The sequence below is a fragment of the Streptomyces sp. NBC_01669 genome (genome assembly GCF_026339735.1).
GTDB lineage: Bacteria > Actinomycetota > Actinomycetes > Streptomycetales > Streptomycetaceae > Streptomyces > Streptomyces yanii.
In genome coordinates, this window is record NZ_JAPEQG010000001.1 from 5,952,882 (window position 1) to 5,966,749 (window position 13,868).

Here is a 13,868-nt window from a genome sequence, read left to right on the forward strand (position 1 = left end):
GTCGCTTGGGTCAGTCGAGGTCCGCCCACGGCCCAGTGGTCTCGCCCTTGGGAATCCACAGCAGAGGCTGGCTCGCGCGGCAGTACTCCTCCGCCTCGTCCTCCCAGGGAAAGCGGCCGGCTCTGTCCGGCCAGAACAGTTGCGTGATCGGGAGCGGGGGAGCCTGGTAGAAATCGATCCCGGCGCCGAAGAAGTCCTGGTACCAGCTGGGGTGCACAGGGCGGACGGCGACCGAGTAGCCGTTCAGGATGTCGTCTCGTATCTGTTCCGGTTCGAGGGGGCGACCGTTCCGGATCTCGGACCCGGCCGTGTTGAGGATGGTCATCATCGTTTCGACCCGGAGCCCGAAGACGCAGACCTCAGGACTGCGCAGGGTGTGCCACAGGCCGATGGAGTAGGCCCAGTCCGCCGGCGCATCGCCTTCGGCGCCGACGCCCATCACATGCCAGCCGAAGTCAGTCACGCTCGCCGATACACGGCTGTCGCGTTCCTCCCAGGCGGGACCCTCGGAGGGTGGTGCGCAGAGGAGGCAGGAACAGGGGGAGCCATCCATCCGAGGAGGGTAGAGCCACCCCTGATCAAGAACGGCGACGGGCCGCCTGTGGGCCGTGCGAGGGCGCCCGAGGTCGAACGATGACGACCGACAGTGACAGGTGGGCTACGAGGACGAATGTGGAGGTCGCAGGTCAGAGGGGTGCGACCACGCGGGTTTCCCCCGAGGGGTAGCCGTCAGGCAAGATGGGATGTATCTGCCCACTCATCGATTGCCGGACGGTTTCTCTTGGCTGAGTACATCTACACGATGCGCAAGACGCGCAAGGCGCACGGCGACAAGGTGATCCTTGACGACGTCACGCTGAGCTTCCTGCCCGGCGCCAAGATCGGTGTGGTGGGCCCCAACGGTGCCGGTAAGTCCACGGTGCTGAAGATCATGGCCGGCCTGGAGCAGCCGTCCAACGGTGACGCGTTCCTGTCGCCCGGGTTCAGCGTCGGCATCCTCATGCAGGAGCCGCTGCTCGACGAGTCGAAGACCGTCCTGGAGAACGTCCAGGACGGCGCCGCCGAGATCATGGGCAAGCTCAAGCGCTTCAACGAGGTCGCCGAGCTCATGGCGACCGACTACTCCGACGCGCTCATGGACGAGATGGGCAAGCTCCAGGAGGACCTGGACCACGCCAACGCCTGGGACCTGGACGCGCAGTTGGAGCAGGCCATGGACGCGCTGGGCTGCCCGCCCGGCGACTGGCCCGTCGTCAACCTCTCCGGTGGTGAGAAGCGCCGCGTCGCGCTCTGCAAGCTGCTGATCGAGGCCCCGGACCTGCTCCTCCTCGACGAGCCCACCAACCACCTCGACGCCGAGTCGGTGAACTGGCTGGAGCAGCACCTCTCGAAGTACGCGGGCGCCGTCGTCGCCGTCACGCACGACCGGTACTTCCTCAACAACGTCGCCGAGTGGATCCTCGAGCTTGACCGCGGCCGCGCCATTCCGTACGAGGGCAACTACTCCACGTACCTCGACAAGAAGGCGTCCCGCCTCAAGGTCGAGGGCCGCAAGGACGAGAAGCGCGCCAAGCGGCTCAAGGAAGAGCTGGAGTGGGTCCGCTCCAACGCCAAGGGCCGGCAGACCAAGTCCAAGGCCCGTCTCGCCCGGTACGAGGAGATGGCGGCCGAGGCGGACAAGATGCGGAAGCTGGACTTCGAGGAGATCCAGATTCCGCCGGGCCCGCGGCTCGGTTCCATCGTCGTCGAGGTCGAGAACCTCTCGAAGGCCTTCGGCGAGAAGGTCCTCATCGACGACCTGTCGTTCACGCTGCCGCGCAACGGCATCGTCGGCGTCATCGGTCCGAACGGTGCGGGCAAGACCACGCTGTTCAAGATGATCCAGGGCCTGGAGACGCCGGACTCCGGTGGCATCAAGGTCGGCGACACCGTCAAGATCTCCTACGTCGACCAGAGCCGCGCCAACATCGACCCCAAGAAGACCCTCTGGGCGGTCGTGTCGGACGAGCTCGACTACATCAACGTCGGCCAGGTCGAGATGCCGTCGCGGGCGTACGTCTCCGCGTTCGGCTTCAAGGGCCCGGACCAGCAGAAGCCGGCCGGTGTGCTTTCCGGTGGTGAGCGCAACCGCCTCAACCTGGCGCTGACGCTCAAGGAGGGCGGCAACCTGCTGCTCCTCGACGAGCCCACCAACGACCTCGACGTCGAGACCCTGTCCTCGCTGGAGAACGCGCTCCTGGAGTTCCCGGGCGCCGCGGTGGTCATCTCCCACGACCGCTGGTTCCTGGACCGCGTCGCCACGCACATCCTGGCGTACGAGGGCGACTCCAAGTGGTACTGGTTCGAGGGCAACTTCGAGTCGTACGAGAAGAACAAGGTCGAGCGCCTCGGTGCGGACGCGGCCCGCCCGCACCGTGCCACGTACAAGAAGCTCACGCGAGGCTGATCGTCTTGGCTCGTCATATCTACAAGTGCCCGCTGCGCTGGTCGGACATGGATGCCTTCGGCCACGTCAACAACGTGGTCTTCCTCCGCTACCTGGAGGAGGCGCGCATCGACTTCATGTTCCGGCTGGCGCCGGGGGACGGCTCGCCGTCCTTCGCCGGCGGGTCTGTCGTGGCCCGGCACGAGATCGACTACGTGCGCCCGCTGGTCCACCGGCACGCGCCGGTGACCGTCGAGTCCTGGGTCACGAAAATAGGTGCCGCGTCCCTGACGATCTCGTACGAGATCAAGGACCCGGACCAGGTGTACGTGCGGGCCTCGACCATCGTCGTGCCGTACAACCTGGCCGAGGAGCGACCCCGGCGGATCTCCGCGGAGGAGAAGCTCTTCCTCCAGGAGTACCTGGCCGAGGAGCCCGCCGCCGTATGACGGTGCCTGTGCAGTCGCTGCACTTCGCCGACGCGAGGGAGGCGGCGGATCTCGCCGCCTTCCTCGGCCGCCTGCTCCACTACGACCGGGCGGCTGCCGTCCGGTTGCAGGCGGGCGGCGGAGCACTGGCCGTGTTCGGCAGGCCGCCGTCGTTCGAGGTCCTTGCGATCCGGACGGCTCGGCTGGCCGGCCCGATCGACTTCGACATCACCGCGTCCGCCGGTGAACTCCTCGAATCGCTCGACGTCGAGACGGGTGATTCCCGTGGCGGGCTGCCCGCGCCCGTCACCGGGCCGCCGTGGACGGGGATGCTCCCGCCGCGCACCGGCTGGCAGGAACGGCCCGGACTGCCGGACCCCGTCTCCCTGCGCACCGCCGTCACCGCCGCGGTGGCGGAGTTCCGCTCCCGCGACGAGGCGCTGCCCGAGGACCGCCGCACCAGGGCGGAACGGGACCTGATCGGCCGCGACATATGGTCGCGCACGGTCGGCGGCACGGGACTCCCGCTGCGAGCCGTCCACGCCGCCCAGTCCCTCGGCTTCCTGCGCCCGGCCCCGGACTTCCCGGTCGCGCTGTTCGCCTCGGGGCCGTGGCTGCGGCTGCGCACTCCGTTCGGCTCGATCGCCGTGCGCGGCGCGGGCAGCGGACTCGGCAACCTCGCGGTGACGATCGGCGCCCGCTGACGCCGAGGCCGGCGCGGACCTGCGGGTAAGGCGCCCGCTAGTGCTGTGACCGGCAAAGCTTGCCGGGAGGGGCACTACCCGCCGCGCTGGTCGTCCGGCCACACCCCGATGTGGTCCTGCTCCAGCTCCAGCATCACGCGGTGCTCCATCCCGAGCGTCTCCGTGTAGTCGGCGGGCAGCTGCAGCCGCCCCGCGCGGTCGAGCATCGCGTACTCGCGAGCAACCTGGGACTCCTGGCCCGTCGCCGCGTCCACCTCCGTACGGCGCAGCACCTCGGACGACGTACGGCCGTCGCGGATGGCGACCGTACGGCGGACCTCGCCCGCCACCGCCTGGTCGTGCGTGACGATCACGATCGTCGTCCCCAGCTCCTCGTTGGCCCGGCGGAACGCGGCGAACACCTGCTCGCCCGTCGCCGAGTCCAGCTCGCCGGTCGGTTCGTCGGCGAGCAGCACCGAGGGGCTGTTGGCGAGTGCGACGGCAATCGCCACCCGTTGCTGCTGGCCGCCGGACATCTGCGGGGGCCGCCGGTCGCGGCAGTCCGCGACCTCCAGCATCTGCAGCAGCGACTCGGCGCGCGCGGCGCGTTCGCGGTTCCGGCCGCGGCCGCGCAGCTGCATGGGCAGCGTGACGTTCTGGATGGCGGTGAGGTACGGGAGCAGGTTGCGGGCGGTCTGCTGCCAGACGAACCCGACGACGTCCCGGCGGTAACGGAGCCGTTCCTTCTGGCCCATCGACAGAAGATCGCAGCCCGCGACCTTCGCCGACCCGGCCGTCGGCACGTCGAGGCCCGCCAGAATGTTCATCAGGGTCGACTTGCCGCTGCCGGATGCCCCGACGAGCGCCATCAACTCGCCCTCGGTGACCAGCAGATCGAGGCCCTGAAGGGCCTGCACCTCCACCCCGTCCGCAGTGAAGATGCGGACCAGCCGATCGCAGGCGATCAGTGCGTCGTGCCCGTACGAGGGTCGGTCGCGGCGTGCGGTGGCCCGCCGTTCGAGCTCCGCCAGCGTGGTCTCGGTCGTCGACGACGTCATCGGGTGTCTCCTGCCCTGAGTTCGGTGATCGATCCACGGCGCCCGGCCCACCAGGCCTGCACGGCTGCCACGGTGGCGGCGAGTGCGACCACGCCGAGCGCCGGGAGCGCCAGCGACCACAGGTCGGCCCGCAGGGGAGCGGTGTCGAGCGTGTCGGAGCCGGGCCCGCTGGACAGCGCCAGCTGTACGAGGTCGACGCCGGGTGCCAGCAGGGCGATCGTCGCCCAGCCGACGAGAAGCCCGCCGATGGCGGCCAGCAGTGCCTGCGGCATCGCCTCCAGGCCGAGGAGCCGTCGGCCCTGCCGGCGAGTGAGGCCCATGGTCCGCAGACGCGCTAGCAGCGCGGTGCGTTCCGGTGCCGTCTGCAGCAGCGACAGCAGTACGGCGAGCAGGGCGTAGCCCGCGCCGGCCGCGATCGCCGCCGTGTAGATCCGCTCGGCACCCGACTGCATGGGGGTGTCGACGAACGCCGCGCGCTCCTCGGACCGCAGCTGCAGGAAGAACGTCGGGCCCGCCCGGTGCGTGGCCGCGCGCAGCGCCTTCGCGTCCGCGGAGCCGCCGGTGACCAGCAGGGTGGTGGTCTGCCGGTGGGTGAGGGACGCGGCGTCGACGACCAGGAAGTCGGCGTTGTCGACGGCCGGCGTACGCGTCACTGTTCCGACGACCCGCACCTTGAAGTCGCCGGCCAGCGACTTGATGGCGCGCGGCCGTTCGCCGAGCTGCTCGGCCACGGACGGCGAGGCGAGGACGGGCAGCACCCGGTCCTTCGACGGCAGGGTGCCCTTCCCGGGCGCCGCTCCGGTGGCCTTCAGCCGGTCCGCGGGGAACGGCCCGAGACCGGTCGCGCGGGCCAGCCTCGCGTACGTCCCCGGATCGACGCCGACCAGCGTGGCTTTCACGTCGGAGCCGAGGTCGCCGGATGGCAGCGGAACGCTGTACTCGATCTGGACCGGCGCCACTTCCCGTACGCCTCCCGCCTTCCGTACGTCCCGGACCAGCCGGTCCGGGAGTTCTATCGCATCACCCTCGCCGCTGATCCGAGCGTCCGCACCGGTGGCCAGCACCGCCGCGTCGTCCCGCGCGTCGGCGACCCCCGCCAGCACCGAGCCGCCGAACGCCGCCGTCGTCAGTGCGACCAGCAGCGCCAGCAGGGCCGGTGCGCCGCTCGCCGACGCGCGCCCGGCACGGGCCAGTGAGAGGAAGCCGACCGCGCCGCGCAGCCGGGCGACCGAGCGGGAGGCGAGCCGCAGCGGCAGCGGGTACAGGCGGGCGAGGACCAGCGCCGCGATCAGCCCCACCAGCACCGGCGCGGCGCTGACCAGGAAGTCCGAGCCACCGTCCGCGGCGGTACCGCGGCGGCGCAGCGCGGCGACCGCGCCGACGGCCAGCACCAGCAGGGTGAGTTCGGCAACCGTGCGGCGCCGCGACGGGCGGGCGGTCATCATGTCGTCGCGGGCGCCGTGCAGTTGCGGTATGCGGTGACCGAGCGTCGTACCCAGCGGCAGGGCAACACAGACCAGGACGGCGACGGCTGCGGCCCCGACGACCGCGGGCCACAGCCGGACCCGGCCGATGGCGGCAACGGCGAGCAGCAGGCCGAGCGCCGCCGCGGGCACCGTCGTCACCGCGGTCTCGGCGAGCAGCCGTCCGCCGATGCCGCGCAGCGATCCGCCGCGCGAGCGCAGCAGAGCCAGTTCGCTGTGGCGGCGGGCGGCGAGCAGACCGCCCGTCATCAGCAGGACGACGGCGGCGACGGCACCGATCCCGACGGCGGCGACCGTGACGACCGGGCTGATCGCCGAACGCATTGCGTCGTACCCGGTGAGGACCCCGTCCAGATCGGTCGTCAGTGTCGCCGCCGGACCGGCCAGCGCACGCAGCTTCAGCAGTTCGGGGCCGCTCTCCAGCGAAGCCACCCGGGAACGCAGCCGGTCCACGTCGAGCGCGGTGAGCCGGTCGGGGTCCGGTGCGATCCGCCAGTACGGTTCGGGGACACCGGTCGTGGCGAGCAGCGCGGGCGCCGCGTCCGGCGGCAGCAGCAGGGCCGCTATCCAGTAGTAAAGGGGGTCCTTGGCGGTCTTCGCCACCAGCGACGGGGTACGCAGCAGGCGCTCGGACGACCAGTAGGCGGCCTCCGGAAGCTTCGGGGCGATGATGCCGGTGATCCGTACGGTCAGCGGCCGCTCGCCGCGGGTCGGTACCGCGATCGTCGAACCCACCTTGAGCCGCAGTGCCTTCGCGGTCGCTTCGGTGACCGCGGCCTCGACCTCCGTGGCGGCCGTGGTGACCGCGCCGTGGACGGTGGGCCAGGCGCCGTCGCGCAGCGTGGCGTGGGCCGGCAGGGCCGAGGGGGTCGCGTAGGTCAGTGCGGGGTCGAGGCCGTAGGGCCGGGGCAGCCATTTCTCCCCGGCGGCGATCGGCTCCGTCGTGTGGATGCCGTACGAGGACTGGGAGGCGTCGGCGCGCACCGGTTCGGGCAGCCCGGCCAGGACCTTGCGATGGATCGCGCCCAGCGCCGCCCCGCGCACTGCGGCCTCGCGCTTCGCCTCCTCCCCCAGGGCGGGCGGCGGAGCGGTCAGCTCCAGGACGCTGCGCCTGGGGTCCTCGACGGCCAGGTCGTGGCGCAACCCCTTGTTCTCGTACGCGTCGACGGCCCGCGGGAACGCGGCGGCGAGGAACGCCGTGAGCAGCACCAGCAACCCGAGCGCGCAGGCGGCCCCGGGCGCGGTACGCAGCCGGGTACGAACCCACGGGGCACAGGCGCCGGCCCGGGTGATGGCTGCGGAACGACCGCTGTCGGAACGCGGGCTCATGTCAGTTGTCCCCCTGGTGGCGCAGCGAAATCGCAGGGTCGGCGCGGCGCAGGGCGAGCGCCGCCACGATCAGCAGCGGCAGCGCGGCGACACCCGCCAGCAGCGCGGCGACCTGCCCGGCCGGCAGCTGCACCAGCACGGGCGGCACCGGCTGGGCGGCCTGCCCGGTCAGCACGATGAGTGGCACGACGGCCCTGGTCAGTACGGCCCCGAGCGCGAACCCGACCAGCAGTGCGATGGCGATCAGCACGCCCTGCTCGGCGGCGATCATCCGGGCCAGCCCGCGGCGCGGTGCACCCAGCGCCCGCAGCACGGCGAATTCGGCGGACCGTTCGCGCTGCGATCCGACGGCGCTCACCGCGAAGCCGACCGCTGCCAGCGCGGCGGCGACGACCGCCACCGCGAGCAGCGCGGACTGCGGCCCGGCGCCCAGCGGGTCGCCCAGCAGATCCCGGGCCGCCTCGTCGCGGACCAGCACCTGCGCCGGGTCGGTGTCCGGCTGCGCACGGAGCGCGGCGGCGACCTTCCCGGTCTGGCCGGGATCGGTGCTCAGCCACCATTCGGTGGCGGTGAGGACCGCGTTCGGGCGGTCCGCGAGGACCTGGCCGAGGGCCCTGAGGTCGAGCAGCAGCGCGCCGCCGTCCCGGAGCCGGGACGCCTCGGCGGCAGCGGCGGTGGTGGCGGCGCCCGGCCCGGTGGTGGGCAGCTGACGGACCGACCGCACGATCTTCACCCGGACCGTTTCGCCGGCCAGCGTGACATCGACGTCCTGCCCCACCTTCGCGCCGGATGCCTTCAGATAGGTGTCGGTGGCGACCGCGCGGAGCGCCGGTGCCTCGGCGCGGGGCGCGACGACCCGCACGGTGAGGGCCGGCACCCCGTACACCGCGTCCTCGGCCGGGATGGACCCGGTGTCGTATCCGACCGTCAGCGGGTCCCGGTCGGACGCGGCCGCGTGGACGGGGCTGCCTGGCCGCGTCTCGTTGAGGAGGCCGGTGGTCAGGGTGCCCTGCCAGCCGAATCCGGCCGGGACGGGAACCGGCTGGTCGGTGCCGTCCGCGGTCACGGTCCGCAGCCGGCTCACGGCGACCCGGTGCGTCTCGCTCCGGCCGACGGGCTGCGTGCCGTTCAGCTCGAACCCGGTCACGGCCAGCTCACCGGCGGCCGCCACCGCGAGCGACAGGGGGTGCGCCCTGCCGTCGGCCGGTACGGTTCCGAGGAGAACCCGGTACGGAATGCCGTAACGGTCCTCCAGCTCCACGGTGACCTGCGGGGCCATGCCGGACGGCGACGTCCGGTGCGCCGCCGAATCCACGGAGATCTGCAGGTCGAACCGGATCTCCCTGCTGCCCTTCGGCAGCAGCAGCCCGGCCCGCGCGCTCTTCGGCGGTGTGATCGAGGCGAACAGCCCGTCCGCCGGCCCGTCGGCGAGATCGCCGCGCATCAGCATCCGCTCGTCGGCGTGCGCGGTGTCCAGGGCGACCACGTCGGCCGCGCGGTCGCCGGACAGATCCACCGTCGTACGGAATGCGGGTGCCGCCTCCCGTACCCCCGGCAGCTGTGCGTACGCCCCGGTCTTTGTCGGATCGCCGTTGATTCCGCCCACCATGCGCACCGACGCGCCGGTCCTGAAGTCCGCCTGGTCGCCCTGCGAACGGTCCCAGGACGCGCTCTGCCCGATCGCCAGCATGCCCATCGCGGCAGACAGGACCAGCAGGAGCACCGGTCCGGCGCCGCGCAGCGGGCGGCGGCTGAACTGCCAGCCGGCCAGCGCGGTGGACAGCCCCCGGCCGCCCGCCGCACGACGTTCCGCCAGCCTGGCCGCGGGCGGCAGCAGCCGCAGCGTCAGTACGGTGCCCGCGAGCAGCAGCAGCGCGGGCGCGGCGACGAGCAGCGGATCGATGCCGAGACCGCCCTCCCGGTCACCGCTGAGCGCACCGCTGCCGGAGCTGCCGGTCTGCCGGTCGAGCTGCCAGTACGCCACCGCCGCGATCAGCAGCAGCCCGATGTCGGCGCCCGCGCGCACCGGCCCGGGCAGCGCGGCGGCCCGGCTGCGGCTGCGCATCCCCGCGCTGGCGGCCAGCGCGGGTGCGACGACGGCCAGCGCACAGGCCAGCGCGACGGTGGCGGCCACCAGCCACACGGTGCCGGTCGCGCCCGTGTCGAGCCGCAGCCCGATCCGGGTGAGCTCGCCGCGGTCCGCCAGCAGCCGGGTCAGCGGCCCGGCCAGCAGGGGGGCGATGACGGCGGCGGGCAGCGCGAGCAGAAGTGCCTCGATCGCGGCGAGCGAGGTGATCCGGCCGCGCGAACCACCGCGGGCCCGCAGCAGTTCCGTCTCCCCGCCGCGCTCACTGCTCAGCAGCCGGGCCACGAGCAGCAGCGCGTAACCGGCGAGCAGCACCAGCTGCACGGCGACGATCATTAGGGTCGAGCGGGACACCAGCAGCGCCCGGTCGATCTGGTCGAGGACGGTGGGCAGCGAGGTCTGCACGAGGGCCCCGGCCTTGAACTCAGGGGTGGCGAGGAGCGCCTTCGGGCCCTTGGTCGCGGCGGTGTGCAGCGCGGGGATGCGGTCCGTGGTGACCGTACGGAAGTCGGCGGCGGCCAGCCACGCCATATCGCCGGAGCTGATCCGCCCGGAGCCGAGCACGGCGGGATCGGTGAGCAGCGGACCGTACGTGGTGAAGACGACCTTGCGGACGCCGCGCCCGCCGAGCTCGTCCAACTGCCAGTACGGGTCGGCCTGGTCGGCCGCCTCGTAGAGGCCGGTGATCAGGACCGGCAGCCTGGTGCCCTCGGCGAGCCGGTCGGTGAGCGTGAGTCGCGCGCCGGGCTTCAGCTTCAGCACGTCGGCCGCGACGGAGGGCAGGGCCACCTCGACGGGGACGCCGCTCTTCCCGCTCCCGGCGCGGGGCAGGCGGCCCGCGGTGAGACGGACGCGGCTGCGGTCGAGCGAGGCGAACCGGGTGAGATCGGGATCGCCGCGCCGGGCCGCCGGAGCCTGCAGGCTCCGCGGCAGCGCGTACGGCCCCGAGGCCTCCAGCTTCCGTACGGTTACCGGCAGACCGTCGAACGTCTCACGGGCGGCCTTGCGCGCGGCCTGGTCGGCCGCTCCCCGCTGCTCGCGCTCCACCTGCGCGGAGACGACGAGCGACGCGGACGCGGAGGAGCGGTGGGTGAGCGTGTGGCGCAGGGCCGCGTCTCCGATGGAGCCGGAGAAGGCGGTGAGCGCCGCCAGCACCGAGGTGGTGAGCAGGACGGCCAGAAGGGCTGCGGCAAGAAGGAGCCGATGCGCCCTCACCCGCAGAAAGACGAACCCCGTCACCTGGCCCCCTCGGCTCTGTCGCCCCACACGCCCCCCGACGCTCCCAGGATGCTTTCAGAGCGCCCCCACTGCTGGAAACCGCTTACGCCCACACCTTGATGGGATCGTGACCGTTATCCGGAGGCGGAGCACCACATTCCGCACAGTGCATGCGTGTGTGTGGGGGGGGCGAGGGACGGGGGCTGTGCCGTCAGCCCTCGGTGTTCACCATCGAGGCGGCGGCGTACGTGAGGTAGTCCCACAGCTGCCGCTCGTGCTCCGGGGACAGCCCGAGCTCGTCGAGAGCCACCCGCATCCGGCCCAGCCAGGCATCGTGCGCGGCCCGGTCCACCCGGAACGGGACGTGCCGCATCCGCAGCCTGGGGTGACCGCGCTGCTCGCTGTACGTCCGGGGGCCGCCCCAGTACTGGATCAGGAACAGCGCGAACCGCTCCTCGGCCGGCCCCAGGTCCTCCTCCGGATACATCGGCCGCAGCAGCGGGTCCTCGGCTACTCCCTGGTAGAAGCGGTGGACCAGGCGCCGGAAGGTCTCCTCGCCGCCGACCTGCTCGTAGAAGGTCTGCTCCTGAAGCGTGTCGTGCGGATTCTCTGTCACCCGTCCATGGTCGCAGACGCACCGGCCGAGGACCCGGGACCTAGGACCCGGACCCGGCAGACCCGGACGGCTCACTTCCCCCGGGGCGCCCAGCTGTGCCCGTACCGCCGGGAGAGCAGCCCGCCGGCGAAGGGCGCCCGCCGGCCGGGGTGCGGGTGCCTGCGACCGTGTTGCGGAGGAGAACGCGGAGTGTGCGAGCAGCGAGTGGAGGATGATCGATCGAATCGGCCGGAAACGGCGGGCCCGGGTGGCGTGTACCTGGCGTCCGTCAGCTCCGGTCCGCCGTCCGCCTCGTCGCTTCCCGGGGGCGCGAGCAGGAGAGTGGAGGTATGGGCCCACACCTGGATCAGTTCGCGGCGGCCGGCGCCGAAGCCCGGCGGGCGATGCTGCGGGGGATCGTCGCGGGCGGGGCGCTGGAGGACCCCGCCTGGCGTGCCGCGTTCGAGGCGGTGCCCCGCCATCTGTTCGTGCCGTACTACTACGTGACCGGAACCAGCGGGCCCGAACGGCTCTGGTGCGAGGACCCCGACCCGGCCCGGCGGGCCCAGTGGCTGCACGGCGCGTACGCCGACGGGGCGCTGGCCACCCGGATCCGGGACGGCGAACTCGTCTCGTCGAGCAGCCAGCCGTCGCTGATGGCCCAGATGCTGGAAGAGCTGGACATACGGGACGGCCACACCGTTCTGGAGATCGGCGCGGGCACCGGCTACAACGCCGCGCTGCTCGCCCACCGCCTCGGCGACGACGCGGTGACCACGATGGACCTCGACCCGGAGATCACGGAGTCGGCCCGCAACCATCTGTCGGCGGCGGGCTATCACCCGGCGGTGATCACCGGGGACGGGGCGCGGGGTTGCCCCGAGCGGGGCCCGTACGACCGGATCATCGTGACCTGCACCCTGCCGTCCGTACCGCAGGCCTGGCTGGCGCAGTGCAGGCCGGAGGCGCGGATCCTGGCACCGTTCGCGACCGGTCTGATCCTGCTGCGGGTATGCCCGTCACCGCACGGCCCGTATGCCGAGGGGCGGTTCCTGCACACACCCGCGTATTTCGTGCCCTTGCGCGGGGCGCCACCGCCGGTGCGCCACCCGCACGGCGGCGGAGTGCCGAGGCGGGTGGCCGAGAACGAGTTGTTCCGGTTCCTGCTGACGCTGACCGGCGCCACCCTCGACCCGCGTGAGGCCCTCTCCCTCTGGCAGCGCGAGAAGCGCCCCGAGCGGGAGAGGTTCGGCATCACCCTCCGGGACGGGCGGCAGTGGGCCTGGCTGGACGACCCCGAGGGGCCGTACGCCTGGCCACTGATCGCCGGCTGAGAAACCCGGTCAGCCGCGGCGGATGGTGATCGTCGTCCACGCCCCGACATGCACCTGGTCGCCGTCCTGGAGCGGTACGGGGACGTAGGGCTGGATCGGGTCCTCGGCGCCGTTCAGCGTGGTGCCGTTGGTGGAGTTCTGGTCGACCACGGCCCAGCTGCCGTCGGGCTGCTGCACCAGCACCGCGTGCTGGTGCGAGACGCCCGGATCCTCCGGCGGCACGGACAGATCGACGTCGGGGGACTCACCGGTGCTGTGCCGGCGACGGCCGATGGTGACCTGGTTGCCGGTGAGCGGCAGGCGCTGCTCCGGGGAGTACGCGGGCAGGTTGAGCCCGGTCGCCTCGGGGCCGCTGCGCTGCATCATCGCCAGGAAGTACTCACGGTCCGGGGCGATGACCGCCGTCCAGCCCGCGGGCGCCTGGTTCTGGTTCGGGCCCTGATTCGGGCCCTGGCTCTGGAACGGCTGTTGCGTCGGCACCTGCTGCTGCGACGGCGGTGGCAGCATCCAGTCGTCACCCGTGGCCTGCGGCTGCGGCGGCGCGGGCGGGCCGGACTGCTCGAACGAGGGCGGCGCGCTCTGCTGCTGGAACGGAGGCGGAGGCGGCGGACCCTGCTGCAGGAACGACGGCGCAGGAGGCGGGGCCTGCTGCTGGAAGGACGGGGGCGGCGGGCCCTGTTGCTGGAACGGGTGCGGCGCCTGCTGCGGGCCCGGCGCCGGGGGCCCGGCGGTGAGCGGCTCGGCCGGGCGGTTCACCTGTGAGGGGCGTGAGCTCTGGTACTCGTACGGATCGCGCTGCTGCGGTGGCGCGGGGGGCCCCTGCTGCGCCTGGAAGCCCGGCGGCAGGTTCAGACCGGGCACCGGACCGCCGGGGCCGGGCCCGCCGGGCTGCGGGGCCAGCGGGGTGTACGACGTCGCCGTGTTCGTGAGGAAGTTCCAGCGACACTCCTCGCAGAACGGCGCCATCGCCTCACGCGGGGTGCGGCACTGCGGGCAGAGCTCTGCCTGCTGGGTGGCGTCGGAGCCGGGGCCCTGCGGGTAGCCGTATCCGGGCGCGGGCGGTGGTGGAGGCGGCGGGGGGACTGCTCCCGCAGGCGCGCCGGCTCCGGCCATGCGATGGCCGCAGACCTCGCACCAGTCCTCGGAACCCGACTGGTGTCCGTTCGGGCAGGTCGGCATGTCGGCGCTTCCCCCTCTCCTCGTCCGGCCCCGGGGGCCGTCATTTTTT

At 72.6% G+C, this 13,868-nt stretch carries 10 protein-coding genes; 4 read left to right on the top strand and 6 right to left on the bottom strand.

The window, feature by feature from the left end:
- Positions 1-10: 10 nt before the first annotated feature.
- The gene (locus tag OG972_RS26730; protein WP_266985563.1) at positions 11-553 is read right to left on the bottom strand and encodes a DUF4262 domain-containing protein; all 543 of its coding nucleotides are present in this window, start codon (positions 551-553) and stop codon (positions 11-13) included.
- Positions 554-781: 228 nt separating this feature from the next.
- Here OG972_RS26730 and ettA point away from each other — a divergent pair, with 228 nt between their 5' ends.
- Genes ettA through OG972_RS26745 form a run of 3 tightly spaced genes read left to right on the top strand, consistent with a single transcriptional unit; the run spans position 782 to position 3,557 of the window.
- Positions 782-2,446 carry an energy-dependent translational throttle protein EttA gene (gene ettA, locus OG972_RS26735; protein WP_266985565.1) on the top strand — a complete coding sequence of 555 codons (1,665 nt, stop codon included), beginning with the start codon at positions 782-784 and terminating at the stop codon, positions 2,444-2,446.
- 5 nt (positions 2,447-2,451) lie between these two features.
- Entirely contained in the window at positions 2,452-2,874 is a 423-nt protein-coding gene (locus OG972_RS26740) for a thioesterase family protein (protein WP_266985567.1), read from the top strand.
- A complete protein-coding gene (locus OG972_RS26745) occupies positions 2,871-3,557 on the top strand; it encodes a hypothetical protein (RefSeq protein WP_266985569.1) in 687 nt (228 codons plus the stop codon). The genes OG972_RS26740 and OG972_RS26745 overlap by 4 nt, the downstream gene beginning before the upstream one ends.
- Before the next feature lie 74 nt (positions 3,558-3,631).
- Here OG972_RS26745 and OG972_RS26750 read toward each other — a convergent pair whose 3' ends face one another.
- The 4 genes from OG972_RS26750 to OG972_RS26765 form a co-directional block, all read right to left on the bottom strand.
- Positions 3,632-4,594, bottom strand: coding sequence for an ABC transporter ATP-binding protein (locus tag OG972_RS26750; RefSeq protein ID WP_266985571.1), 963 nt, complete (start codon positions 4,592-4,594; stop codon positions 3,632-3,634).
- Complete coding sequence (locus OG972_RS26755; protein WP_266985573.1) at positions 4,591-7,407, bottom strand: FtsX-like permease family protein; 2,817 nt, start codon at positions 7,405-7,407, stop codon at positions 4,591-4,593. Before OG972_RS26755 ends, OG972_RS26750 begins: the two co-directional genes overlap by 4 nt.
- A gap of 1 nt (position 7,408) precedes the next feature.
- Positions 7,409-10,732 (bottom strand): FtsX-like permease family protein, encoded by a 3,324-nt coding sequence (locus OG972_RS26760; protein ID WP_266985575.1) that lies wholly within the window; start codon positions 10,730-10,732, stop codon positions 7,409-7,411.
- Positions 10,733-10,922: 190 nt separating this feature from the next.
- Positions 10,923-11,327 carry a globin gene (locus OG972_RS26765; RefSeq protein ID WP_266985577.1) on the bottom strand — a complete coding sequence of 135 codons (405 nt, stop codon included), beginning with the start codon at positions 11,325-11,327 and terminating at the stop codon, positions 10,923-10,925.
- A gap of 329 nt (positions 11,328-11,656) precedes the next feature.
- Here OG972_RS26765 and OG972_RS26770 point away from each other — a divergent pair, with 329 nt between their 5' ends.
- Positions 11,657-12,640 carry a methyltransferase domain-containing protein gene (locus OG972_RS26770; protein WP_266985579.1) on the top strand — a complete coding sequence of 328 codons (984 nt, stop codon included), beginning with the start codon at positions 11,657-11,659 and terminating at the stop codon, positions 12,638-12,640.
- A gap of 9 nt (positions 12,641-12,649) precedes the next feature.
- On the opposite strand, the gene OG972_RS26775 is transcribed toward OG972_RS26770, so the two are convergent.
- Positions 12,650-13,819, bottom strand: a complete 1,170-nt coding sequence (locus tag OG972_RS26775; RefSeq protein ID WP_266985581.1) for an FHA domain-containing protein — start codon at positions 13,817-13,819, stop codon at positions 12,650-12,652.
- Positions 13,820-13,868 lie beyond the last annotated feature (49 nt).

Bases quoted from the DNA above. Each gene is read 5' to 3' on its own strand.
- OG972_RS26745 (WP_266985569.1), top strand. From the start codon at position 2,871: ATGACGGTGCCTGTGCAGTCGCTGCACTTCGCCGACGCGAGGGAGGCG.
- OG972_RS26755 (WP_266985573.1), bottom strand. From the start codon at position 7,407: ATGAGCCCGCGTTCCGACAGCGGTCGTTCCGCAGCCATCACCCGGGCC.
- OG972_RS26730 (WP_266985563.1), bottom strand. From the start codon at position 553: ATGGATGGCTCCCCCTGTTCCTGCCTCCTCTGCGCACCACCCTCCGAG.
- OG972_RS26750 (WP_266985571.1), bottom strand. From the start codon at position 4,594: ATGACGTCGTCGACGACCGAGACCACGCTGGCGGAGCTCGAACGGCGG.
- OG972_RS26770 (WP_266985579.1), top strand. From the start codon at position 11,657: ATGGGCCCACACCTGGATCAGTTCGCGGCGGCCGGCGCCGAAGCCCGG.
- OG972_RS26775 (WP_266985581.1), bottom strand. From the start codon at position 13,819: ATGCCGACCTGCCCGAACGGACACCAGTCGGGTTCCGAGGACTGGTGC.